Annotated in this window: 17 protein-coding genes, 1 tRNA gene and 1 pseudogene; 13 read left to right on the top strand and 6 right to left on the bottom strand. The window is 71.3% G+C overall.

Annotated elements, in window-relative coordinates; all coding sequences use genetic code 11:
- Positions 1-55: 55 nt before the first annotated feature.
- Both ACIBK0_RS02845 and ACIBK0_RS02850 read left to right on the top strand, forming a co-directional pair.
- The gene (locus tag ACIBK0_RS02845) at positions 56-3,307 is read left to right on the top strand and encodes an FtsX-like permease family protein (protein WP_399075133.1); all 3,252 of its coding nucleotides are present in this window, start codon (positions 56-58) and stop codon (positions 3,305-3,307) included.
- Between the two features lies 1 nt (position 3,308).
- Positions 3,309-6,062, top strand: coding sequence for an FtsX-like permease family protein (locus tag ACIBK0_RS02850; RefSeq protein WP_399074834.1), 2,754 nt, complete (start codon positions 3,309-3,311; stop codon positions 6,060-6,062).
- 56 nt (positions 6,063-6,118) lie between these two features.
- Here ACIBK0_RS02850 and ACIBK0_RS02855 read toward each other — a convergent pair whose 3' ends face one another.
- Entirely contained in the window at positions 6,119-6,277 is a 159-nt protein-coding gene (locus tag ACIBK0_RS02855) for a hypothetical protein (protein ID WP_399074836.1), read from the bottom strand.
- 167 nt (positions 6,278-6,444) lie between these two features.
- Here ACIBK0_RS02855 and ACIBK0_RS02860 point away from each other — a divergent pair, with 167 nt between their 5' ends.
- The 6 genes from ACIBK0_RS02860 to ACIBK0_RS02885 all read left to right on the top strand — a co-directional run bounded on the left by ACIBK0_RS02860 (position 6,445) and on the right by ACIBK0_RS02885 (position 13,417).
- Complete coding sequence (locus tag ACIBK0_RS02860; RefSeq protein WP_399074838.1) at positions 6,445-7,425, top strand: ABC transporter ATP-binding protein; 981 nt, start codon at positions 6,445-6,447, stop codon at positions 7,423-7,425.
- 237 nt (positions 7,426-7,662) lie between these two features.
- On the top strand, positions 7,663-8,364 hold the full coding sequence (locus ACIBK0_RS02865) for a FadR/GntR family transcriptional regulator (protein ID WP_399074840.1): 702 nt from the start codon (positions 7,663-7,665) through the stop codon (positions 8,362-8,364).
- 261 nt (positions 8,365-8,625) lie between these two features.
- Positions 8,626-10,065 carry a four-carbon acid sugar kinase family protein gene (locus ACIBK0_RS02870; RefSeq protein WP_399074842.1) on the top strand — a complete coding sequence of 480 codons (1,440 nt, stop codon included), beginning with the start codon at positions 8,626-8,628 and terminating at the stop codon, positions 10,063-10,065.
- A complete protein-coding gene (locus ACIBK0_RS02875; protein WP_399074843.1) occupies positions 10,065-10,931 on the top strand; it encodes a class II fructose-bisphosphate aldolase in 867 nt (288 codons plus the stop codon). Before ACIBK0_RS02870 ends, ACIBK0_RS02875 begins: the two co-directional genes overlap by 1 nt.
- A gap of 123 nt (positions 10,932-11,054) precedes the next feature.
- Positions 11,055-11,987: an NAD(P)-dependent oxidoreductase gene (locus ACIBK0_RS02880; protein WP_399074845.1), complete on the top strand. Its 933-nt coding sequence runs from the start codon at positions 11,055-11,057 to the stop codon at positions 11,985-11,987.
- On the top strand, positions 11,984-13,417 hold the full coding sequence (locus tag ACIBK0_RS02885) for an SLC13 family permease (RefSeq protein ID WP_399074847.1): 1,434 nt from the start codon (positions 11,984-11,986) through the stop codon (positions 13,415-13,417). Before ACIBK0_RS02880 ends, ACIBK0_RS02885 begins: the two co-directional genes overlap by 4 nt.
- Positions 13,418-13,422: 5 nt before the next feature.
- Here ACIBK0_RS02885 and ACIBK0_RS02890 read toward each other — a convergent pair whose 3' ends face one another.
- From ACIBK0_RS02890 to ettA, 3 genes are read right to left on the bottom strand one after another with little or no spacing between them, the layout of a single operon-like run.
- Positions 13,423-14,121: a hypothetical protein gene (locus ACIBK0_RS02890; protein ID WP_399074849.1), complete on the bottom strand. Its 699-nt coding sequence runs from the start codon at positions 14,119-14,121 to the stop codon at positions 13,423-13,425.
- The gene (locus tag ACIBK0_RS02895) at positions 14,118-14,531 is read right to left on the bottom strand and encodes an acyl-CoA thioesterase (protein WP_399074851.1); all 414 of its coding nucleotides are present in this window, start codon (positions 14,529-14,531) and stop codon (positions 14,118-14,120) included. Before ACIBK0_RS02895 ends, ACIBK0_RS02890 begins: the two co-directional genes overlap by 4 nt.
- Before the next feature lie 6 nt (positions 14,532-14,537).
- A complete protein-coding gene (gene ettA / locus ACIBK0_RS02900; protein ID WP_399074853.1) occupies positions 14,538-16,202 on the bottom strand; it encodes an energy-dependent translational throttle protein EttA in 1,665 nt (554 codons plus the stop codon).
- 285 nt (positions 16,203-16,487) lie between these two features.
- Between ettA and ACIBK0_RS02905 the strand changes: the two are divergent.
- Positions 16,488-17,246 (top strand): annotated as a pseudogene (locus tag ACIBK0_RS02905) (DUF6928 family protein).
- A gap of 362 nt (positions 17,247-17,608) precedes the next feature.
- Here ACIBK0_RS02905 and ACIBK0_RS02910 read toward each other — a convergent pair.
- The gene (locus ACIBK0_RS02910; RefSeq protein ID WP_399074855.1) at positions 17,609-17,902 is read right to left on the bottom strand and encodes a hypothetical protein; all 294 of its coding nucleotides are present in this window, start codon (positions 17,900-17,902) and stop codon (positions 17,609-17,611) included.
- A 556-nt stretch (positions 17,903-18,458) separates the two neighbouring features.
- Between ACIBK0_RS02910 and ACIBK0_RS02915 the strand changes: the two genes are divergently transcribed.
- The gene (locus ACIBK0_RS02915) at positions 18,459-18,692 is read left to right on the top strand and encodes a hypothetical protein (protein ID WP_399074856.1); all 234 of its coding nucleotides are present in this window, start codon (positions 18,459-18,461) and stop codon (positions 18,690-18,692) included.
- 350 nt (positions 18,693-19,042) lie between these two features.
- Positions 19,043-19,327 carry a DUF1876 domain-containing protein gene (locus ACIBK0_RS02920; RefSeq protein ID WP_399074857.1) on the top strand — a complete coding sequence of 95 codons (285 nt, stop codon included), beginning with the start codon at positions 19,043-19,045 and terminating at the stop codon, positions 19,325-19,327.
- A 334-nt stretch (positions 19,328-19,661) separates the two neighbouring features.
- Here the strand turns inward: ACIBK0_RS02920 and ACIBK0_RS02925 are convergent.
- Positions 19,662-19,734: transfer RNA gene (locus tag ACIBK0_RS02925), tRNA-Arg, on the bottom strand.
- Between the two features lie 310 nt (positions 19,735-20,044).
- On the opposite strand from ACIBK0_RS02925, the gene ACIBK0_RS02930 reads away from it, so the two are divergent.
- Both ACIBK0_RS02930 and ACIBK0_RS02935 read left to right on the top strand, forming a co-directional pair.
- Positions 20,045-21,652 carry a dynamin family protein gene (locus ACIBK0_RS02930; RefSeq protein WP_399074859.1) on the top strand — a complete coding sequence of 536 codons (1,608 nt, stop codon included), beginning with the start codon at positions 20,045-20,047 and terminating at the stop codon, positions 21,650-21,652.
- Positions 21,653-21,657: 5 nt separating this feature from the next.
- Entirely contained in the window at positions 21,658-23,661 is a 2,004-nt protein-coding gene (locus tag ACIBK0_RS02935; protein WP_399074861.1) for a GTPase, read from the top strand.
- The last annotated feature ends 6 nt before the right edge of the window (positions 23,662-23,667 follow it).

Raw genomic sequence — 23,667 nt, forward strand, 5'->3', positions numbered from 1 at the left:
GAAGGTCCGGAGATCCGGGACGACGGCGGGGGGCCGGGTGACGGGGTTCGTTCTGATGCGTGCGCGGGCGCACCGCCTGCTGCTGGCCGCCGCGCTGCTCACCGTCCTGCTGACGACGGCGGTGCTCTCGACCCTCACGGCGTACTCCGGCGCGATCGGCACCGCATCCCTGCGGCACGCGCTCCAGGACCCCGGCCACGCCGTCGACACCGCGCTGATCGTTCGGGCCGGCGTGCCCACGGAACAGCGGGAGGCCGCCGACAGCGCCGTACGCAAGGGCGCCCGGCAGACCTTCGACGGGTTTCCGGTCACGCTCCGCACCCTGGTCCGCTCCGGCCCGTACGCCCTGCCCCGCTCCCTGCAGGCACCCGCCGACCGTGCGGGCGACCCCGATCTCACCCACTTCGCCGCCCTCGACCGCACGCAGGTGCGGGTGACCGCGGGGCGGCTGCCGAGCGCGTCCGGCGACGGCCCGGTCATCGACGCAGCCCTGCCCGAGAGTGCCGCCGACCGCCTCCGGCTGAAGCCCGGCGCGCGCCTCACCCTCGTCGACCGGCTCGGCGGCCCGAAGGTCCACGTCCGGCTCACCGGTCTGTACCGGCCCGCCCGGCCCACCGCGCCCTACTGGCGGTTGGACGAGCTGGGCGGCCGCGGGATCAACAAGGTCGACTTCACGACGTACGGTCCGCTGCTCGCCGATCCCGCCGTCCTCGCCGGTGACCGGGTGAGCGCCGGGGAGTCCGCGTGGCTGGCGTCCGCCGACTTCTCGACGCTGACGCCCGACCGGATCGGCGCCCTGCGGGACGCGGCCCGCGCTGGGCAGCGGGGGCTGCGCAAGGACGCGGCGCTGAGCGGGACGACGGCGCTGGCGACCTCCCTGCCCGAGGTGCTGGACAGTGTCCAGCGCTCGCTGCTCGTGTCACGCTCGACGCTGCTGATCGTCGCGTTGCAGCTCGCACTGCTCGCCGGGTACGCGCTGCTCCTGGTCGCCCGGCTGCTGAGCGCCGAACGGGTGGGCGAGACACGGGTGCTCCGGGCGCGGGGAGCCTCGCGCGCCCGGGTCGCGGGGCTCGCCGCACTGGAGGCGCTGCTGCTCGCCGTGCCCGCGGCGGTCTGCGCGCCGCTCCTCGCGGGGCCGTTGACCCGACTGCTCGCCGGACAGGGCGCGTTGGCCAGGATCGGGCTGCGCCTCGACACCGCGGACGGGCGCGGCGGGGTGTGGCTGGTCGCGGCGGGAGTGGCGCTCGGGTGCGCGCTGGCGGTGACGGTTCCGGCGCTCACCTCCCGGGACGGAGCCGAGGGTCGGGCCCGCTCACTGCCCGCTCCGGTGCGCGCGGGCGCCGATGTCGGCCTGCTGGTGATCGCGGGTGTCGCGTACTGGCAGCTGGACCGGCAGACCTCCGGTGCCGTCAGCCACGCCGGCTCGGGCGCGCTCGGCATCGATCCGCTCCTGGTCTCGGCGCCCGCCCTCGCCCTGCTCGCCGGGACCGTGCTCACCCTGCGGCTGCTGCCGCCGGTGGCCCGGCTCGCCGAGCGCCGTGCCGCGAGCGGACGCGGGCTGCCCGCCGCCCTCGCGGGCTGGCAGCTCAGCCGCCGCCCGATGCGCGGCGCGGGCCCGGTCCTGCTTCTCGTACTCGCCGTCGCCATGGGGATGCTCGCGATCGGCCAGGGCGCCTCCTGGAACCGCTCGCAGGACGACCAGGCCGACTTCCAGGCCGGTACCTCCGTGCGCGTACTCGCCGGTGACGAAGGCGAGTTGGGCCAGGCCGGGACGTACGCGGCACTGCCGCACGTCCGCGCGGCCGCCCCCGCCGTCCGTACGACCCTGCCCCTGTCCGGCAGCCGTACGGCGACGGTGCTGGCGCTGGACACCGCACACGCGGCGGACGGAGTGCTGCTGCGCAGCGATCTGGCCGACCGGCCGGTGCGGACGCTGCTGGCAGGGCTCGGCCCGAAGGAAGCGACCGCGGGCACACCGCTCCCCAAGGGCGCGACACGGCTCGGTATGACGGTGCGGCTGGACAACAGCGGTGGCGGGGAAGGGACGAGCGCGGACGTGTCGGTCATCCTGGAGGACCAGTACGGGACGCCGTACGCGATACGGCTGGGCGAGCTTCCCGCCGACGGACGGGCGCACGCGCCGGCGCTGGATCTGCCCCCTACCGCCGGCCCCTTGGTGCTCACCGGACTGCAACTGGACATGACCCAGCCCACCGACACGGCACAGCAGCATCTCTTCTCCGTCGAGGAGTTGAACGCGGTCGGCGCCGACGGCACGGAGCGTCGGCTGTCGCTGCCCACGGCATGGAAGGCGGCGTCGCGAACCAACAGCACGACGGGGTCGCCCGACGCGTCCACCCGCCCGACGCCCCCGCGGGTGGAGAAGTCCTCGGACAGCACCCTGTCCGTCCGCTACGGCACCGGCTACGTCCCGGCCGGTTTCGCCTGGCAGATCACGTCGTTGACGATGCGTCTGCAAGTGGTCCAGCCCGAAGTGCCCGAGGTCACCGCGGTCGCGACCGACCGGTTCCTGAAGTCGGCGGGTGCCCGGACCGGGCAGCAAGTGGACGTGCCCCTGGGCGGCGAGACGGTGCCGGTGCGGATCGTGGAGAGCGTACGGGCCCTGCCGACGACCGGGGGCGAGTCGGGCACTGCAGTGGAGCCGAACGGTGGGGCGCTGCTCGTCGATCTCCGTTCCGTGAACCGGGTGTTGGAGCACCGCTACGGGCAGAGCGTCGGGCCCACCGAGTGGTGGCTGGGGGCCGCGCCCGGCGACGCGGCCCGCGTCGCGGCGGCCGTGCGGGAGCGGCCCGACGTCGAGCCCTCGCAGGTGGTCGTGCGCGACGAGATCGCCGACCGGCTGCGCGACGACCCCTTCGGCGCGGGCCCCGAGGCCGCGTTCGCCGCGGCGGCCGCGGTGGCGGCGGCGCTGGCGGCAGTCGGTTTCGGAGTCAGCACGGCCGGGTCGCTGCGGGAGCGCGGCGCCGAGTTCGCGGTGCTGCGGGCGCTCGGCGCGCCGCGCCGTCAGCTGGCCCGGCTGATCGCCGCCGAACAGGGGGTCCTGGTGACCCTGGCGCTGGTGGTGGGCGTCGCCCTGGGCGCGGTGCTGACCCGGGCGGTCGTCCCGCTGATCGTGTTGACCTCCGACGCCACCCGGCCGATTCCCGGGGTTCTGGTCGAACTCCCCCTCGCACACGTCGCCGTGCTGCTGGCCGCCGTGGCCGTCACACCGCTGGCCATCACGGCATTCCTGGCGCTGCACCGCCCGGATCCGGCGAGTTCGCTGCGCCGGCAGGGCGGTGAGTGACATGGCCGGGACCATGACGACCGTGGTGGCCCCCTGGGTGCGTACGCGGCTGCGCGCCGCGCCCGGGGCGGCGCTCGCCCTGGCCCTGCTCGTCGCGCTGACCGCCTGTCTGGCCGCCGCGTTCCCGCGGGCCGTCGACCGGTACGAGGACGCGGGCCTGCGCCGGGTCCTCGGCGACGCCACGGCCCAGAAGACCACCGTGCAGGTGTACGCCCCGCAGCCCGGCGTCGAGCTCCCGCAGGAGCAAAGGGAACAGGTCCTGCGCGGGGCCGCCCTCCGCGCGGCGTACGCGAAGGTGCTGGACACCGTCGAACGCCCCCTCGTCGCCGACCCCGCCCAGTCCTCGTACGGGGTCCGCACCGCCAACCCCACCGCCGCACTGGACGATTGGCTGCCCCAGCCGACCGGCATCCCCGCCCGCATGTCGCTCACCGCGCAGAACGGCCTCGCCGACCACGCCCGGCTGCGCTCGGGACGCCTGCCGCGCGTGACGGGCAAGGTGACCGCGGCGACGGCCGAGGTGGAGGCCGCCGTCACCGCCGAGACCTCCAAGACCCTGCGGATCAAGGTGGGTTCGGTGATCCATCTCCCCGGCGTGGAGCGCGGCCCGTTGTCCGTCAAGGTCACCGGCATCGTCGTTCCGCGCGCACCCGACGGTGCGTACTGGACGACCATGCCCGTGCTGCGCAAGCCCTCGCTCATCCAACTGCCCACCCAGGGCGGCGCGTCGGACAAGTACTGGCTCGGCGCGCTGCTGCTGCCGCCGGACGCGGCGCCCGCCATGCTCGGCACGCCCGGAAAACCGGAACGTTACTGGCAGTTGGCGCCCGACACCTCCGTCCTCGCCGCACACGAGATGTCCCGTCTGACGTCTGCGATCGCCGCGCTGGAGACCGGCCCGGGCCTGGGACGGATACGCCAGCGCATCGATCCGCTCGCGGACGCGACCACGGACCTGGACGACGTGGTGAAGTCCTTCAGTCAACTGCGCACGGGCATCGTCCCGTTGGTCGCGGTGGCCGCCTTCGGCACGGGCACGGTCGCCGCCGTGGTCCTGCTGATGGCGGGCGGCCTCGCCGTGGACCGCCGCCGCGCCGAACTGGCCCTGCTGCGCGCCCGCGGCGGTTCACTGCGCGGCGTGTCCGGGCGGCTGCTGGCCGAGACGGCGGTGGTCGCGGTGCCCGCGGGCGCGCTGGGCCTCGGCGCCGCGCTGCTCGCCGTCCCGGAGGGCCGCCGCTCCTCCGCGGTGGCGGCCGCCGTCGCGGTGACGCTCCTGGCCTGCGTCACCCTGCCGGTGCGGGCCACACTCGCCCACCGTGCCGTACGCGTCCACGGGGCCCGCGAGGACCTGACGTCGGTACGTCCCTCACGGCGCCGTACCGTCGCGGAACTGACTCTGCTGGTCCTGGCGTCGGCGGCGGTGGTGGCGCTGCGGCGCCGGGGCGCCTCCGGTGACCAACTGGTTGCCCTGGCACCGGTGTTGGTGGGTGTCATCGCCGCCCTGGTCCTGGTGCGGCTCTACCCCCTGCCGCTGCGCCGTCTGGCCCGGCCGGCCGGGCGGCTGCGCGGCGCGGTCACCCACCTCTCACTGGCCCGCGCCGGCCGCACCTCCACCTCCACGGTCCTGCCCCTCCTGGCCCTCCTCACCGCCCTCACGACTGCCGCCTTCGGTGGATCGGTCCTCGCCGGCGTGCACGCCGCCCGCGACCACGCCGCAATCCTCACCACCGGCGCGGACGCCCGCGTAGAGGCGACCCACGCCCTGCCGGCCCCCCTGCCCGAACAGCTCCGCCGCACCCCGGGCGTACGCGAGGTCACACCGGTGAGCATCGCCTACCAGGCCCAGGCGGGAGAGGGCTCGGGAACGGAGCAGGAGACGGTGGCGGTGGTGGGGGTGGAGCCGGCGGCGTACGCGAACTTGGCCCGACGGGTGGGTCTTGGGGGGTTCTCGGGGACGGAGTTGGGGTCTGCCGGCTCGTCCAGCAGTGCCGGCGAGGCGCCGCTGCCCGCCGTGGCCTCCCCCACCGTGGCCGACCGTTACGGCACGCGGCCGTTCCAGGTGCGGCTGGAGGACGGTAGTCACGTCACCGTGCGGATCACCGTCGTACGGGAGCGGACCCCGGCCGTCTTCGACCTGGACTTCCTGATCGTGGACCGCGCGGGTCTCGGCGCCCGGCCCGCGCGCCCGACCGCGGTGCTCGTGACCGGCGACCACCTCGACGGGGGCGCACTGCGCAAGGCCGCGGGCGCCGGAGTCGACGTACGGCTGCGGGCGGAGGAGGAGGCGCGATACGTCGACTCGCCGTTGCAGTCCGGTGCCGAGCGGATCTACACGGCGGCGGTCGCGGCGGGCGCCGGGTACGCCGTGCTGGCCCTGCTGCTGTCCCTGGTACGCGCCGCTCCCGAGCGCGCCGCGCTCCTCGCCCGCCTGCGCACCATGGGTCTCACCCGCGCCCAGGGCCGCCGCCTCCTCGTCCTGGAAGCCCTGCCGCAGGCTCTCCTCGCGGCGGCGGGTGGCGCGCTCACAGGCTGGGCGACCATCCGGCTGCTCTCCCCCGGCATCGACCTGACGACCATCGCGCTCGCCACCCACAGCTCCCCGTCAGGAGACGCCCAACTCCGTACGGACCCGGCCTCCTTGCTCCTCCCGTCCCTGAGCGTCCTCGCCCTCGCGACGGGCATCGCGGCGGCACAGGCGTGGTGGACGGGGAGACGGGGTTCCGTACGAGAGCTGAGAGCGGGGGACGGTCGATGAAGCCCGGCACCACGGCTGTCGCGGGCGCGCGTACGGGCACCGCACGGGTCGACGGCTCACGCTCGGCGGATGTGGCCGTGGCCGCAGACGTGACTGTGGCTGTGGCCGTAGCTGCGGCCGTGGCTGTAGCCGTGCTGCGCGACCGGCTGGGCGCGGCGACCGGTCTCGACCTGCCCGTGACACAGCGCGACCGCGACGCTCGCCCGCTGCTCCACGAGCCCGTGGCTGTGGCTGCAGCTGCTGCAGCGGAGGGCAGGCGTACTGCCAGGGGCGGCGCCCGTCCCCATGAGAGCAGCACCCTGCCGTCGACCGGCCGGGCATTCGCCCTCACCCCGGCCCTCGACTCCGGGCAACCCTCGACAAGCACCCCCAGGAGCCGCCCATGACCGCCACCGACCCCACCTTCGCCGACCTCGCCGAGCGCGCCGCCGCCCACCGGGACCGCCCCGCCTACGGCCACGACGCCCTGATCACCTGTGACCGCCTGGTCCGGATCTTCTCCACGGACGGGGTGGAGGTCCAAGCGCTCCAGGGCCTCGACCTCCTGGTCCGCGAGGGCGAGTTGATGGCCCTGGTGGGCGCGTCGGGCAGCGGCAAGTCGACGCTGATGAACATTCTGGCCGGACTGGACACGCCCACCGCGGGGGCGGCGAAGGTCGCCGGCCGCGACCTGCTCACGATGGGCGCGAAGGATCGCCTGCGCTACCGCCGGGAGGTCGTCGGCTTCGTCTGGCAGCAGACGTCCCGCAACCTCCTCCCCTACCTGACGGCGGCCCAGAACGTCGCCCTACCGATGCAGCTCTCCGGCGGCTCCGGCTCCGGCAAAGCCCGCCAAACTCGCCGCCGCGCGCAGTCCGAACGCGCCCTGGAGCTCCTGGAGTTGCTGGACATCGCCGACTGCCGCAACCGTCGCCCGCACCAGATGTCCGGCGGCCAGCAACAGCGCGTCGCCATCGCCGTGGCCCTCGCCAACGCCCCCGCGGTCCTCCTCGCCGACGAACCCACCGGCGAACTCGACTCGCACACCGCCGAGCAGATCTTCGCCGCGTTCCGCACGGCGAACGAACACCTCGGCACCACCATCGTGATCGTCACCCACGACCAGGCGGTGGCCGGTGAGGTCCGCCGCACGGTGGCCATTCGCGACGGGCGTACCTCCACGGAGGTCCTGCGCCGCACCGAGGTCGACGCGGCCACCGGTCAGGAAGCGGTGGTGGCCCGCGAGTACGCGATGCTCGACCGCGCGGGCCGCCTCCAGCTCCCCGCCGAGTACACCGAGGCCCTGGGCATGCGGGACCGCGTGGCGCTGGAACTGGAGACGGACCACATCGGCGTATGGCCGGACGACAGCGAGCACGAGTGATCCACTGCCGTAACCGAACAGCAATCGCATAAGGGTATTGACGCACCACGACCCCGGTGTCATGGTTACCCGCATCGAGACATCAGATGTCTGACGTCAGACCTCTAGATCAACAGGGATCGCCTTCCCCAGGGGCCACCTGGGGCCACCCTCACCCGGGAACGATCCCTGCCGACCATCCCTGATGACAGACTTCTGAATCGCCACTGCCCGTACCCGCCCGCCGGAGGCCCAACGATGTCGCTCTCCGAAGATCTCGCCGAGCGCCTGCTCAGCGCGATCATCGACGGCACCTACCCGCCGGACGCCGCCCTCCCTCCGGAGGCCGAGCTCGCCGAGCAGTCGTCGGTGAGCCGCCTGACCGTCCGCGAGGCGGTGAAGCAGCTGCGCGCGCAGAACGTCGTACGGGTGGTGCGCGGCCGCGGCACCTACGTGAACCCGCCGGACCGCTGGACCGCACTGGAGCCCGTGGTCCGTGCCGCGTCCCGCTCCTCGCACACCTCGCTCTCCGAGCGGCTCATCGAGGCCCGCCGCCTCATCGAGAACGGCGCGACAGAGCTCGCCGCGATCCGGCGCAGCGACACCGACCTCGCCGAGCTGCGCGAGCACCTCGCCACGATGCGGAACGCCGCCGACGCGGGCGACACGGAACAGTTCGTGCAGGCGGACATCGACTTCCACGACACGGTGATGCGGGCGACCGGCAACCTCTTCGTCCCGCTCCTCTTCGAGCCCTTCGGCCCCCTCCTCACCGAGGGCCGCCGGGAGACGTCCGCGGTTCCGCAGATCCGCGTCAACGCCATCGCCCACCACGAGGCGGTCCTCGCCGCCCTGGAGTCCGGCGACCCGGACAAGGCCCGCGAGGCGATGAACGCGCACATGAACCAGACAGCAACCGACTACCGCAGACACGTACTGAAGACGACAGACCCGTCGTAGCTGTCGTCGCTGTCGCGGCTGTCGCGGCTGTCGTCGCTGCGGTCGCTGTCGTCGCTGTCGTCGCTGTCGTGACTGTGGGCAATCGCGCCGTGGGGCGGCACCCGTCCCCCAGAGCGCGACACCCTGCAACCACCGGTAAGCACACTCACCCAAGCTCAGCCCCACCCCACCCTCGGGTCACAGAACTCCAGACCTCAACTCAAGACATCAGACGTCAGACATCAGACGTCACCCTTCCGCACCCCACCCCCAGGAACCGCCATGTCCCTACCCCGTCATGCCCTCCCCGAGCAGGAGGTACTCGCAGGCCTCCCGCCCGTCAGGGCAGTACAAGCGTCCGAGGTCACCGCGAAGATCAAGGGCGCCCCCCGTCTCGTCGTCCTCGACGACGACCCCACCGGGACCCAGACGACCGCCGGCCTCCCGGTCCTCACCACCTGGACGGTGGACGACCTCCGCTGGGCTCTCCGCCAGCAGAGCCCCGCCTTCTTCGTCCTCACCAACACCCGCAGCCTCGCCCCCGACGCAGCCGCCACCCGCAACCGAGAAATCGTCCGCGCCCTGCACGAAGCCTCCCGGGCCGAGGGCACGCCGTACGTCATCGCCTCCCGCGGCGACTCCACCCTCCGCGGCCACTTCCCCCTCGAAACGGACGTCCTGGCCGAGGAGTTGACGTGTCTGGGCGCCGCGCCCGACGGAGTCGTCCTGGTCCCCGCGTACATCGAGGCGGGCCGCCTCACCCTCGACTCGGCCCACTGGATGCGCACCCCCGACGGCCTCCTCCCCGTCGGCGAGAGCGAGTTCGCCAAGGACGCCACCTTCGGTTACACCTCTTCCGCTCTTCCCGACTGGGTCGAGGAGAAGACCGGCGGCCGCACCCCGGCCGACAAGGTCGTCCGCATCACCCTCACCGACCTCCGTACCGGCGGCCCCGCCCACGTCGCCGAGCGGCTCGCCGCCCTGCGCGACGGAGCCACCGCCGTGGTCGACGCCGTCTGCGACGACGACCTCCGCGTCCTCGCGCTGGCCCTCGCCGAGGTCGAGGAGAAGGGCACCCGACTCCTCTACCGCGTAGGCCCCTCCTTCGTACGAGCCAGGGCCGGCCAGTCGGCCCACCCCCCGCTCACCGAAGCCGAGTTGAAGCCGCTGCGTGCGGACGCCCCGTACGGCCTGATCGTCGTCGGTTCCCATGTCTCCCTGACCACGCGCCAGCTGAACCTGTTGCGCGAACAGCACGGCGACATCAGGGAGTTCGAACTCGACGTGGTTCAGCTCCTCGACGACACCCGCCGCGAGGCCCACATCCAGGAGACCGCCACAGCCGCGGCTGCTGCGCTGGAACGGTCGGACACCGTCATCCGCACCACCCGCACGGTGGTCACCGCCACCGACCCGGACGAGAGCCTCGCCATCTCCCGGAGTGTCTCCGCGGCACTGGTCGAAGCGGTACGCCTGGTGACCGCGGCCCGCCGACCCGCCTTCGTCATCGCCAAGGGCGGCATCACCTCCAGCGACACCGCCACCCACGGCCTGGAGATCCGCCGTGCCTGGGCCTGCGGCACGCTGCTGCCCGGCATCGTCTCGTTGTGGCAGCCCGTCGACGGCCCGGCCGCCGGCATCCCGTACATCGTGTTCGCGGGGAACGTCGGCGGCGACACCGCGCTCGCCGACGCCCTCGCCCTGCTGAGGAGCGCCGCCTGATGCTGCTGACCGGACCCGAGGGCCTCAAGGCCCTGACCGCGGCATACGAGACCGGGCACGCGCTCCCCGGCTTCGTCGCGTACAACCTGGAATCGGTGCAGGGTATCGTCGCCGCCGCGGAAGCGCACCCCGGCCGCCCGGTCCTGATCCAGGCCGGCTCCAGCCCCTTCAAACACGCGGGCCGCGAACCCCTGATGCGCCTCGCTCTGGACGCCGCGGCCCATTCCGACGCTCCCCTGGGCGTCCACCTCGACCACAGCCGCGACCTCGACGAGATCACCGCCTGCCTGGAGGCGGGCTACACCTCCGTCATGGTCGACGGCTCCCACCTGCCCTTCCCCGAGAACATCGCGCTGACCCGCGAGGCCGTACGCCGTGTCCGCGACCACGGGGCGTGGGTGGAGGCGGAGTTGGGCGCGCTGGCGGGCGACGAGGACGTCTCGACGAACGCGAGCGCCTCCGTGAACGTCATGACCGACCCGTCCCAGGCCGCCGAGTTCGTCGCCGAGACGAGCGTGGACGCCTTGGCGGTCGCGGTCGGCAACGTCCACGGCTTCACGGCGGCCCCGGTCCGCCTCGATCTGAACCGCCTCGCCGCGATCCACTCCGCGGTCCCCGTCCCCCTGGTCCTGCACGGCGCCAGCGGCCTCCCCGAGGAACAGCTGCTCGGCGCCCTCTCCCGAGGCGTGGCCAAGGTCAACGTCAACGCCGAACTCCGCCGCGCCTACCTCCGGGCGGTGAGCGCCCGACTCCCCGCGGCCCTCCCGGGTTCGGACGCGGTCGGCCTCTGGTCGGCGGGCAGGGACGCGGTAACCGAGGCGGCAAGCCGCATCATCACCCGACTGACGCCCTCACCAACGTCGTAGCCGGGCGCACGCGCCACGCAGCCACCCGCCGTAGTGGCAACGCCACCCCGTCCCCGCACCCCGGCTCCCCACCCGGCCCACTCCGCAACGGATTCCGCTCGCCGCCCCAAGGAGGGCACCCTCATGTCAGCCTCACCCGCACCCCGTCCCCACGCCGCAGTGATCGGCCTGGGCGCCATGGGCCTCCCCATGGCCACCCATCTGGCTGCCCATCTCCCGGTCACCGCCTACGACGTCGCCGAGACCCGCCGCTCCCTGATCGCCTCGGCCGGCGGCACGGACGCCGCCTCACCCGCCGAGGCCGCCCGTCACGCCGACGTCATCCTCCTCGCCGTACGCGACCAGTCCCAGGTCGACGGCGCTCTCTTCGGCGAGAACGGCGCCGTGGAAACCCTCCGCCCCGGCACCACGGTCATCCTGACCAGCACGGTGGGTCCGGACGCGGCCCGCGTCACCGCCGAGCGCCTCGCCGAGAACGGCATCCTCACCGTCGACGCCCCCGTCAGCGGCGGCCCGGTCCGGGCGGGCAACGGCGACCTGCTGATCGTCGTAGGCGCGGAGGACAAGGCGCTGGACCTGGCCCGCCCGGTCCTCGACCTGCTCGCCTCCACGCTTACGATCGTCGGCCCCCGCCCGGGCGACGGCCAGGCCCTCAAGGCGATCAACCAGCTCCTCGCCGGCATCCACATCGCCGCCGCCGCGGAGGCGATCGCGCTGGCCCGCGGCCTGGGCCTCGACCCGGCCACGGTCGTGGAGAGCCTGCGGCACGGCGCCGCCGGTTCTTTCATGTTCGGCGACCGCGGCCCCCGCATGGTCGAGACGTACGAGAGCGGCGTGGCCCCCGAGGTGAAGTCGCGGCTCGACATCTTCGTGAAGGACATGGGCATCGTCACCGGCATCGCCAAGGACGCCCACGTCCCGGTCCCCCTTGCGTCCGCCGCGCAACAGCTCTACCTCCTCGGCGAACGCGCCGGTCTCGCCGCCCAGGACGACTCCTCGGTGGTCACCGTGCTCTCCCCCAAGTCCGTCAACTCCCCAGAGGGAAAGGCCCGATGAGCCACACCACGCTCCTCCTGATCGCCGCCGCCGGCGTCGCCACCCTCCTACTGCTCATCCTGCGCGCCAAGGTCCAGCCCTTCGTCGCCCTGGTCGTGGTCTCCATCGCCGTCGCACTCGCCGCGGGCGTCCCGGCGGCCGACCTGGTGAAGACCATCGAGGAGGGCATGGGTTCCACACTCGGCCACATCGCGACGATCATCGCCCTGGGCGCGATGATCGGCCGGATCATCGAACTCTCCGGCGGCGCCCAGGCGTTCGCGCACTCCCTGATGGACCGCTTCGGCTCCAAGCGCACTCCACTGGCGCTCACCGTCGCCGGATTCATCCTCGGCATCCCCGTCTTCTTCGAGGTCGGCCTGATCATCCTGATGCCGATCGCATACGGCGTCGCCCGCGCCTCCCGCAAGCCGCTCCTCGTCTACGCCCTCCCGATGGGCGCCGCGATGCTCACCGTGCACGCGTTTCTGCCTCCGCACCCGGGCGCGGTCGCCGTCACCCAGGCCATCGGCGCCGACCAGGGCCTGGTGCTGCTCATGGGCATCCCGGTCACCGCGGTCGTGATCCTGCTCGGCTACCTGGTGTCGCGCCGGATGACCCGCCGCGAGTACCCGATGGACCCGACGGTGTACGCGGAGGTGTACGGCGTCGACGAGCCGCCGACCGACGGCGGGGCTCCCGCCACGTCGGCCCCCGACGGCCACGGCACCGCCGTACTCACCAAGCCCGCACCCGCGCTCGTGGAGGAAGAGGTCGCCCCGCCCTCCTTCGCCATGGTGCTGACCCTGATCGTCACCCCGATCCTCCTCATCCTGGCGGGCACCCTCGGCCAGAACTTCCTCGCCGAGGACTCCACCCTGCGCGCCGCCCTCACGGTCCTCGGCGCCCCCATGGTGGCCCTGCTCCTCGACGTCGCCCTGTGCGCCTACTTCCTGGGCGGCCGCCGCGGCTGGGACCGCACCCGCATCGCGAACGTCATGACCTCGGCTCTCCCGCCCGTGGCCATGGTGATCCTGGTGGCGGGCGCGGGCGGCGTCTTCGGCAAGGTGCTGGTGGCGAGCGGCATCGGCGACGCGATCGCCGACGTACTGGACCGGACGGGTCTGCCCGCGCTCTTCCTGGCCTTCCTGATGGCGCTCGCCCTGCGCGCGGCCCAGGGTTCGACGACGGTGGCTCTGATCACCACGGCGGGCATCCTCACGCCGCTCCTGCAGCGGGCCGACCTGTCCACCGGCCAACTCTCCCTGGTCGCCCTGGCGATGGGTGCGGGCGGCCTCTCCGTCTCGCACATCAACGACGCGGGCTATTGGATGTTCACCAAGCTGGCCGGCCTGGACGTGGCGACGGGCCTGCGCACCTGGACGGTCCTGACGACCACGATGGGAGTGATGGGCTTCGGCCTCACCGCGGCCCTGTGGCCGCTCGTCTGAGGTGATCAGCGAACGCTGATGTCCAACGCCCCGAGTCCGGCCCTGCGTACGGCGATCGACCCGTACGGCGTACGCAGCCGGAGCCACGCGCCCGACGAGTACAGCCCCACCTGGGCCTCGTCGGGCGCGGCTTGGCGCCCAGGGTCGCAGGACCGCAGGAATCCCAGCGACTGCGCCGCATGCGCGGCCCGTACCGGAAGTCCGGTGTCGCCGACCGGCCGGGACCAGATCTCCCGCCCGATGCGGTCGAGTTCGGCGCGGGTACGCAGCTCGGGAGCCAACTCCTGTGTACGGGACCGGAATTCGGCGACCGCGGCGGCGACCATCGCGCGCAGGGCGTCCGGGGCGGGCAGCCCCGGCTCCTGCCGCCAGCCGCCACGGGGCGGCAGCACCCCCGCCCACGGCGGCCCGGTGACGGCCTGCGGCACCGCAGCCGTGGCAGCCGACTCGTCGATGGACTCAAGGAGTTCACCGGCCGAGACGGTCACGTCGAGGGTGACGTCCAGCCCGTTCTCGTACGGCTTGGCGAGGCGAGCCGTACGGATGGCGAGGACCTCGAAGGACGGCGGACGCCCGAAGACCGCGAGGGCGGTCCCGGCGGCCTGCAGCCGTACCGCCGCCGCCCGGTCGTAGTGGATGAGCCGGGAGAGGAAGGCGGCGAGGTCCGCCGCCTCCCCCGCGTCGGCGAGGTGCAGGACGGTCATGCCGCGACGGCCTCGTCGGCCTTGTCGTCCCGGTACTCCTCCAGGAACTCCCGTTCCTCGGCGGTGATGCGGCGCGGTCGCTGAGTCTCGAAGTCGAACGGCACGACCACCGTCGCGGCGCGGACGTAGAGCTGCTCGGCGTCCTTGACCTCGTAGGTGATCGTGAAGGCCGCCGCGCGGATCTCCGTGATCCACAGCTCGATGTCCACCGGCTCGCGTCGGTGGACGAGCTGTCGCTTGTAGTCGATCTCGTGGCGCGCCACCACGGACCCCTGCTTGAACTGCTTGTCCGGGCGGGTCAGGAAGTCGATACGTGCTTCCTCCAGGTAGCGGAGGAAGACCGCGTTGTTGACGTGGCCGTACGCGTCCATGTCCGCCCAGCGCAGTGGGCAGCGGTAGAGGTGCCGCAAGATCGATCAGCCCCGGGTCAGCTTCTTGTAGGTGGCACGGTGCGGGCGCGCGGCGTCCGCGCCGAGGCGCTCGACCTTGTTCTTCTCGTACGACTCGAAGTTGCCCTCGAACCAGAACCACTTCGAGTCACCCTCGTAGGCGAGGATGTGCGTGGCGACCCGGTCCAGGAACCAGCGGTCGTGGGAGACGACCACGGCCGCACCCGGGAACTCCAGCAGCGCGTTCTCCAGCGACGACAGCGTCTCGACGTCGAGGTCGTTGGTCGGCTCGTCGAGGAGCAGCAGGTTGCCGCCCTGCTTGAGGGTCAGCGCGAGGTTGAGGCGGTTGCGCTCACCACCGGAGAGGACACCGGCCGGCTTCTGCTGGTCCGGGCCCTTGAAGCCGAAGGCGGAGACGTACGCGCGGGAAGGCATCTCGACCTGCCCGACATTGATGTAGTCGAGCTCGTCCGACACGACGGCCCACAACGTCTTCTTCGGGTCGATGTTCTCGCGGCTCTGGTCGACGTACGAGATCTTGACGGTGTCGCCGACCTTGATCGTGCCGGCGTCCGGCGTCTCAAGTCCCTGGATCATCTTGAAGAGCGTGGTCTTACCAGCGCCGTTCGGGCCGATGACACCGACGATCCCGTTACGGGGCAGCGTGAAGGAGAGGTCGTCGATGAGGACCTTCTCGCCGAAGGCCTTGGAGAGGTTGTTGACCTCGACGACGATGGAGCCCAGGCGCGGGCCCGGCGGGATCTGGATCTCCTCGAAGTCCAGCTTCCGCATCTTGTCGGCCTCGGCGGCCATCTCCTCGTACCGGGCGAGACGGGCCTTGGACTTGGCCTGACGCCCCTTGGCGTTCGACCGCACCCACTCGAGCTCTTCCTTCAGACGCTTCGCACGCTTGGCGTCCTTCTGGCCCTCGATCTTGAGGCGGGAGGCCTTGTTGTCGAGGTACGTGGAGTAGTTGCCCTCGTAAGGAATGGCCCGACCGCGGTCGAGCTCGAGGATCCACTCGGCGACGTTGTCGAGGAAGTACCGGTCGTGGGTGACGGCGACAACGGTGCCCGCGTACTTCGCGAGGTGCTGCTCGAGCCACTGCACGGACTCGGCGTCCAGGTGGTTGGTGGGCTCGTCGAGCAGCAGCAGGTCGGGCGCCTCGATGAGCAGCTTGCACAGCGCGACGCGGCGCTTCTCACCACCGGAGAGGTTGGTGACCGGCCAGTCGCCGGGCGGGCAGCCCAGGGCGTCCATGGCCTGCTCCAGCTGGGCGTCCAGGTCCCACGCGTTGGCGTGGTCCAGGTCGTCCTGGAGCTTGCCCATCTCCTCCATGAGCGCGTCCGAGTAGTCGGTCGCCATGAGCTCGGCGACCTCGTTGAAGCGCTTGAGCTTGCCCATGATCTCGGCGGCGCCGTCCTGGACGTTCTCAAGGACGGTCTTGGACTCGTCGAGCGGCGGCTCCTGCAGCAGCATGCCGACGCTGTAGCCCGGCGACAGGAACGCGTCACCGTTCGAGGGCTGCTCGAGACCAGCCATGATCTTCAGAACAGTGGACTTACCGGCACCGTTCGGACCGACCACACCGATCTTCGCACCCGGCAGGAAGTTCAAGGTGACGTCGTCGAGAATCACCTTGTCGCCGTGTGCCTTGCGCGTCTTGCGCATGGTGTAAATGAACTCAGCCAAGAGAAACCGTCCGGACGCTTGAAATCGGCAGTGGGCAGATACACCCCATCTTGCCTGACGGCCAGCCCTGGACGGAAACGCGTATGACCTGGGCCCTGTGACCTGCGACTTCACCGCTGCCCACCGTTGCCCGACGGTCACTGTCGGTCGCCGTCGAGTGCCCTCGGGCGCCCTGGGCCGGCCCAGGGATGGCCCAGCACGGCACAGGGTCTGAGCCTCGTAGCGATGTCAGTGCCGGTGGTTATGGTGCGACGATCATCGAGCGCGACTCTTCGGGGAGGGGCTGTGGGAGCCAAGACGGGACTGCTCATCTATGCCGAAGGCGAGGCGCCGGGCCTGCTGCGAGAGGTGGAGACGGCAGACCTGCCACAGACATCCGACATGATGCGGCGTCTTTACCCGGGCTGGGAGATCGAGCAGTGTGCAGGCTCGATACTGGGGGACGGCGTGTACCCCCCGAAAGGCACGGCCTACGCCGCAAGCTGGACGGGCGTGGAAATCGTCTGCGACCAGAGAGTGATGGTCGACTTCCCGTCACAGCTTCCCGAGCACCTCATCGCAGCAGGCGCAGGCCGACGACTCGTCCTGCACGCCATGTACAGCGTCGTCGACTGACTCGCCTTCGCCGTGTGGGAGGACGGTCGCCTTGTCCGCTCTCTGAGCCTGTCGCCGGACAGCGGCATCATCGAGAACATCGGCGAACCGCTCCCCTTCGAGCTGCCCTACTGGGCCGGAGACCGCCCAGCCGACGCCATTCCCCGGCCGGACGAGGACGAAGAGCCGTACGCGCTGCCCTTCCACCCCTTGGACCTGGGCGAAGACGCGCTGCGTGCGCTCTGCGGCTTCGTCCAGGAGAGCCGCCCCGAGCCGGACGACGTCGACGCAGACAGCATCCGACTGCACGGATTCCAGGTGCGGGATCCTCACGGCCCCGATCCCGCGGAGCAGGAAGCGGAAGTGCGAAGGGCCATGGAAGCCATGGGTCCACCGCGATTCTTCAGCCTGGGTCCAGACGGCTCGCTGACCGAGCGTGACAGCCTTTAGCTCACGGCCTCTTCGTCCCGAAGCAACAACTTGGCTGGTTGTGCCGGCTTGGGGAGGTGCGGCTCTGATCTGCTGGGACGATCCGTGGGTGTGCGCCGTTGTCCGCCGGTGCACGTCGGCGTTGTCACGCGGCTGGACACTCACGTGGGGTCTGGGCGTACTTGGAGTTCCGCGCGCACTCATCATCAGTGGTGCGGCAGCGGCCATGAGCGCCCGACGAACAGGGCGCCGGCCGAGCAACTGCTCCAGGTCGCTCCCCGCGATGGCTTCGAGAAGGGCGGCCTCACTCGCCTCGCAGGCCTGTCGACAGCGCGGCGCCGTTCGCGCCGAGGTGAGTGATCAAGACATCATTTGCCGAAAATTCAGCGCAGGCGGAAAGGTGGCCCTTGGGCGCAGCCGGGCGGCGTGTTATTGCCGCTCACGTCGAAGTCTGCGCACGTAAGAAACAGGTAGTTGAATTTACCGAGAAGGAAGGCCAGGATGCCGATGGCTACAGTGATGCCAACGGCTCCGAAACGCTGAGCTACAGGAAGTTCGTCGTAGTCGGACAGTAGAATTTTCGACAGCAGCCAGGTCAAATACGGAGCACTCACCATGGTAATCACCACCTCGAAGTAATGGAGATAGTGAAAACCTCCACTTCTTGGTGCCGTCATACCCAGAACGATCCAGAGCGACGGCAGTAGCAATGCAATCCAACTGCTCCAGGGCACAGCTACCTTCTGTGCAGCACCAGGCCCGAGAGAAGTACAGCTGTGGCCACCGCCCACAGAGCCATCACGTTGTCAAAGAAGATGGCATTGTATGCACCGAACGTGAACGCCGGCCACCAGATAACCAATGTTCCACCCGCCGCCGCGGTCGCAGTGGCCCGCAGAATAGAGTGGATTTCAGGTAGGCCACGCTTACGGTTCGGACTCGGATCGCAGAGCTCTCTATACATCATTCCCACTCCATCAATTCACCATAAATCCGGTAGGGAAATTCTCGCTGTTCGCTTCTTTCCGCAAGATGCATTCAGGTTGTTTGACAATATATGGGTGAGGCTCTCCAAGTTATGACAACACGCCGTTGCGACAGCGGCCCTCGCGCCGCCTCGCTGCGGTCGCAAGGCAGGTGGAAAGACTTTTGCCTGGGCCACCCAACAACTTACGGAGCTGATTTGGCGCGAGCGATCACGGCTCCGTAAATGTGCGGCACGTCGGGCGGCCTGTGGACCTGGGACACGAATCGGATGGCTCCCAGTTCATCGACCTGGAGGCGGATTCCCTCCACGGCATCCGAAGAGAGCCGACCCCCGTCGAACAGGTGGAGCACCTTGTCGCCATCGGCAGTGCTCGGCGCCCGGTCGACCGCCGGCATGCGGCCGAGCGCGGGCGCGATCCCGAGTTCTTCCCGAACCTCCCGGCCGGCAGCTTGCAGCGGGAGTCGCCGGGCTCGACGTAGCTTCCGGGGAAGCTCCAGTAGTCCTTCTAGGTGGGCTCCACCATGAGGATGCGTCCGTCGGCATCAAAGAAGAGCCCTCGCAGTTGACCCGCCACCGACTGTCGCCGCCACTGGGCCATGGCCGCCCCTGCAAGGGCCGGCGCCCCTCCTAGGACATCGGCATTGATCGTTCGACAGCAGCAGATCAGGGACCTCCAGGAGCAGCCGCGGCAGCAAGACCCGCCCCAGCGGCGCACCGTAAGTAGCCGCATGGCCACCCTTTGTCGACATCCGTCGCCACCTCGTGCGGAGTCGGCCGAAGGAGCACACTCTGGTACTAGGGGCTGGGGCCCGCCCCGGAGGTGATCGCAATGACAGAGACACAGCCACGGACCGCTGTCGGATGGCACATCGAGCTGGAATTCGAGGAGGACGACCACCGCACCCGTGCGGCCGCCCTCGTACGACTGCCGGATGGGAACGAAGTACGCGCCCACGGCTATGCCAGCCGCCATCCCTCCGATTCGAATCAGCCGAGGGTCGGCGAAGAGGTCGCGGGCGCGAGGGCGCTGAACGAGTTGGCGATGAAGCTGCTCACCAAGGCGCACGACGAGATCGACGCGGCGTCGGGCAGAACGTCGCACCCGCTGACCTGACCTGATCCGACCCCGTTCGACACGACCTGAAAAAGACCCGATCCGACCCGACCCGATCAGGCCCAACAGGGGCCGACCGGAGGCGTCGGCCACCACCGGGGCGCTGCCCCGACGGTGGGCGGCGCCTCCGCCTGCGCACTCGACTTCGCACAAGGGCCCTGGCGTGCGTACCGCCGAATCACCCGACCGGCCACGCCAGTTGCTCGACGACCACGACCATCACGCCCGCCGTCCGGGAGCGGTCCACGCCGGCGCGCGACACGCCGGGGGAACCAACACGCGACACGCCGGGGGAACCAAGAAAAAACCCTCCCGTGGGGAGGGTGGGGAGAGGCGCCCCCGGCAGGACTCGAACCTGCGGCCAAGCGCTTAGAAGGCGCCTGCTCTATCCACTGAGCTACGGGGGCCGGGTGTGGCGGCCGGTGTCCTGGTGCCCGGGTGTGGGCTGATCCGTGACCTTGCCGGGGACAAGGATAGGGCTCCCGCATCCCTGTCCCTCGCGCTTCGCCTCCGTGGCTCGATGTGGAGGTTCGGTGAAGCGGTCCCGATAATCGCAGGCGGGTACGAATCGTGCACCGCTTTTGGCGTCTCACGCATCGGGTGTTGTGCACTCGTTATGCCTGCGCCCCAGTCATCCCTTCCGCCCCGTGTGTCCTGTCGGCGCGCAGACATACTCATATGCTTCAGAAAGCCTCCAAAATTGGGCATTCTTCGCATGTGGTGACCTTGGACGTACGGCCTCAGCTGCTCGACGCACTCTCCGCCCTGCGCGACCGTGTCGCCGCCGCACGCTTCCCGCTGCCCCTGGCGGGGGCTCCACGCGCGCGTGCCAACCGCGACGAACTGCTCGCACAGCTCGACGACTATTTGGTGCCCCGGTTGAGGGAACCCGAAGCACCCCTCCTCGCCGTCATCGGAGGGTCCACCGGCGCGGGCAAGTCGACCCTCGTCAACTCTCTTGTGGGCCGCCGGGTCAGCGAGGCGGGCGTGCTGCGGCCGACGACCCGCACACCGGTGCTGGTGTGCCATCCGGAAGACCATCATTGGTTCAGCGGGATGCGGGTGCTGCCCGACCTCACGCGCGTGTGGGTGCCCCATAAGGAGCCCGGCGACGATCTGCCCTCACTCACCGAAAGTGGGGAGCGGGTGCTGCGTATCGAGACCGCCGACACCCTCCCCCGCGGCCTCGCCCTCCTCGACGCGCCCGACATCGACTCCCTGGTCGCCGACAATCGTGTCCTCGCCGCCGAACTGATCTGCGCGGCCGACATCTGGGTCATGGTCACCACGGCCGCCCGGTACGCCGACGCCGTGCCGTGGCATCTGCTGCGTACGGCCAAGGAGCACAAGGCGGCCCTGGTCACCGTGCTCGACCGGGTGCCCCACCAGGTGGTGTCCGAGGTCTCGCGACAGTACGGCGCCCTGCTCACCAAGGCCGGACTCGGCCATGTGCCCCGCTTCACGGTGCCCGAGCTGCCCGAGTCCGCGTGGGGCGGTGGCCTGTTGCCCGCCAGCGCCGTCGCACCGCTGCGTACGTGGCTCGTGCACCAGGCGCAGGACCCGGGAGCCCGGCAGGAAGCGATGGCCCGTACGGCCTACGGGGTCCTCGACTCGCTGAAGGCGCGGATGCCCGAGCTGGCCAGCGCGGCCGCCGCACAGTACGCAGCCGCCCTGCGGCTCACGGCGGCCGTCGACGGGGCGTACGACAGCGAGCACACACGCGTGAAGGGGCGTTTGCAGGCCGGGGCCGTGCTCTCCGGTGACGCGCTCAAGCGCTGGCGCGCCTACCCCCTGGACTGCAGCGCCGGCGAGCTGCTCGACGCGCTCGTGGGGAGCCTGAGCGCCCTGCTGCTGTGCGCGGTCACGGCGGCCGACGAGCGCGTGGACGAGGCATGGCGGCGCGAACCGGCCGCGGACGCTCCTGGGCTGACGGACCGTGATCCGACGCTGGAGAGCGCCGAGCACCGCATCGGGATGGCCGTACGACGCTGGCGGCGTGTCCTGGAGGAGTACGCCGAGGAGGAGGTGCGCGGCCTTGACAAGAGCGTCGCGCCGGATCCCGAGGTGGTGGCCGCGCTGGTCGCCACCGCGCTCCTGGGCGGCCGCCGGGCACGGACAGCGGGCGAGGGGCTGGCCGAGCGGATCGGGGCGCACGGTGCGCTGCGACTGCGCGACCGGGGCGGCCGGCTGCTCACGAGCTACCTCGACAAGGCCCTGCACACCGAGCGCGAACGCCGTCTCGCACCCCTCGACGCGCTCGACGTCCATCCCGAACCCCAGGCCGAACTCATCGCCGCGCTGTCCGTACTGCAGAAGGAGAGGTGACCGCGGTGACTGCCGTCACTGACCGCACGGATCACGCCGACCGTCCCGGAGACGACCGCCCTGAGGACGACCTCTCCGTGGACGCCTCCGGCGCCTCCCCCGAAGAGGGCACTTTCGAGGAGAAGACCTCCGAAGAGAGCACTTTCGAAAACGGCGTCTCCGGGAAGGCGACTGCCGAGAAGCAGCCTCAGGAGGGCACCGCGGACAGCGAATCATCCGAAGAGGTGCCCCCTGAGAGCGCCGCCTCCGGCGACAGGCACGCGCGCGTGGAGGACGACGACACGGCCGCGCGTGCGGAGGGCGGACCCGTCTGGGACGACGGCCTCATCGCGCGGCGCGTCTCCGAGACCGCCACCGGGCAGGAGGCGCCGATGAGGGAGACCAGGCCCCTCGTACAGGACCCGCCGGCCCCTCTCGCCTACGACGGACCGCTGCGCTCACGCCTGGACGCACTCCGCGAGCTGGTGGGCCTGTCGCGCGCCCGCCTCGACAGCAGGACGCTCGCCGAGGCGGGCCGGGTCCTCGACGAGGCGGCGGCGCGCCGCAAGCACTCGGGGCAGCACACCGTCGTCGCCATCGCGGGGGCCTCGGGAAGCGGCAAGTCGCAGCTCTTCAACGCGCTCGCCGGCGTGGCCATTTCGGAGACCGGTGTCCGCAGGCCGACCACCGCCGCGCCCATCGCGTGCAGTTGGAGCGACGGCGCGGCGACGCTCATCGACCGGCTCGGCATCCCCGGTCGGCTGCGCAGGCGTCCGTTGCAGAGCCCGGAGGCGGAGGCGCAACTGCGCGGCCTCGTCCTGATCGACCTGCCCGACCACGACTCCGCGGCCGTCCAGCACCGCGAACAGGTGGACCGCGTCCTGGCGCTCGTCGACGCGGTCATCTGGGTCGTGGATCCGGAGAAGTACGCCGACGCCGTCCTCCACGAGCGCTATCTGCGGCCCCTGGCCGGGCACGCGGAGGTCATGTTCGTCGTGCTCAATCAGGTGGACCGGCTGCCCGGGGAGGCCGCACACCAGGTCCTCGACGATCTTCGACGGCTGCTCGACGAGGACGGGATCGCGCTCGGCGAGTACGGCGAACCGGGCGCGACCGTGCTCGCTCTGTCGGCGCTCACCGGGGACGGCGTCGGCGAACTACGGGAGTCTCTCGGTCAGTTCGTGGCCGAGAGAGGTGCTGCCGCACGTCGAATTTCGGCCGATCTCGACGCGGCCGCGGCGCGGCTGCGTCCCGTCTACGCGACGGGACGCCGCGTCGGGCTCAGCGAGGAGGCGCGCGACGAGTTCTCGGACCGGCTCGCGGACGCGGTGGGCGCCGTCGCGGCCGGTGAGGCGGCCGAGCGCGCGTGGCGCCGCAACGCCAACCGTGCCTGCGGGACGCCCTGGCTGCGGCTGTGGCGCTGGTGCCAGGACCGGGCTGACCCCCCGACCGGCCGCCTGCCCGTACGGGCCCCCACGGACGAGGAGTCCACGGCACGCCAGCGCGTCGAGCAGGCGGTCCGAACGGTCGCGGACCGCGCGGTGTACGGGCTCCCCGCACCCTGGGCGCAGGCGGTGCGCGAGGCGGCCGTACGCGGGGCGCAGGGGCTGCCCGAGGCGCTGGACGAGATGGCGGCACGCGCCGTGACCCCGGCGCGTCGCCCACCGCGGCCCGGCTGGTGGCCGGTCGCCGTCCTGGCACAGGCCTCCATGACGATCCTCCAAGTGATCGGCGGGCTCTGGCTGCTGGGGCAGATCATCGGGATCACCTCGCCGAATCTCGGGGTTCCGGTGCTGCTGATGGTGGCGGGCATCATCGGCGGTCCGGCCGTCGAGTGGAGCAGCAGGATGGCGGCGCGCGGGCCCGCACGGCGCTACGGGCTCGAAGCGGAACGGCGGCTTCGCGAAGCCGCCGCAGGGTGCGGGAGGGCGCGCGTACTGGATCCCGTGGCCGCGGAACTGCTCCGGTACCGGGAGGTGCGAGAGCAGTACGGGCGGGTCACGGGGGTGGCGTCCGCGCCCGTCGGGTGACCGCGT

Source organism: Streptomyces sp. NPDC050564 (assembly GCF_044457265.1).
In the GTDB taxonomy this organism is placed as follows: Bacteria; Actinomycetota; Actinomycetes; order Streptomycetales; family Streptomycetaceae; genus Streptomyces.